The following is a 1,061-nucleotide window of genomic DNA, read 5'->3' as shown; positions in this document are numbered from 1 at the left end:
CGCCCCCGCACCGGTAAACCGCGAAACAGTGACCCGGTCCCCTGTGGGGACGCCGCGTATGCGGGAAAATTGGGTGCGGTCGCTCGCCGAGGTCGTGGCTTCTTGGCGCAGGTGAGCCCGTGAAACAGTTTGATCCTGGGAGTCGTTGGCGGGGCTGCGCATTGTTGCTGTGAGCACGAGGGTCCGACTCGATCTGTTCCCCGGTGGACTCCTGCGGGCGACCGCGTCGTATTGGTTGCGTGGAAGGAGCCGGGGATGGAAGAGGTCGACGAGGTCGAGTTGGTGGTGCAGCGGGTAGCGGCGCTGGATCTGGGTAAGGCCGGGTTGGAGGCGTGTGTGCGGGTGCCGCATGCAAGTAAGCCGGGGCGGCGGATGCAGGAGATCCGCGGGTATGCCACCACCACCGCGGCGCTGCTGGAGTTGGCGGTCTGGTTACGGCACTGGAGTGTTGAGCGGGTAGTGATGGAATCGACCAGCGCGTACTGGAAGGGCGTGTACTACCTGCTGGAGGCCCAGGGGTTTGAGTGCTGGTTGGTCAATGCTCGCGAGGTCAAAAACGTTCCGGGGCGGGCCAAGACGGATCGTGCCGATGCGGTGTGGTTGGCGAAGGTGGCCGAGCGTGGCATGTGTCGTCCGTCGCTGGTGCATCCGGCTGAGATCCGGCGGCTGCGTGATCTGACGCGTTACCGCCGCGCGCTGGTCCAAGACCGGGCCCGGGAGATGCAGCGGGTGGAGAAGCTGCTCGAGGATGCCCAGATCAAGGTTTCGTCGGTGCTTTCCGATCTCCACGGTGTTTCTGGGCGGGCGATGATGGAGGCGCTGATCGGTGGGCAGCGCGATCCGCGGTTGTTGGCGCGGTTGGCCAAGGGCACCGCCCGCAAAAAGACCGACCGGCTCGAAGAGGCGCTGCGTGGATTCTTCACCGATCACCACGCGACGATTCTGCGCATGATGCTGGACAACGTCGACCGGATCAGCGTTCAGATCGCTGCGCTGGATACCCGCATCGCCGAGGCGATCGCCCCTTTCTCCCGGCAGGCGGCCCGGCTCGGTGATATCCC

1 protein-coding gene is annotated in these 1,061 nt (G+C 65.3%); it reads left to right on the top strand.

The genetic code is table 11. The features are described from left to right. Positions 1-255: 255 nt before the first annotated feature. A partial coding sequence (locus AC5Y5W_RS24935) for an IS110 family RNA-guided transposase (protein ID WP_500014144.1) occupies positions 256-1,061 on the top strand: 806 nt, incomplete at its 3' end.

This window comes from Mycobacterium sp. NGS51 (assembly GCF_059812525.1).
This window is presented reverse-complemented; position numbering and strand designations above follow the sequence as displayed.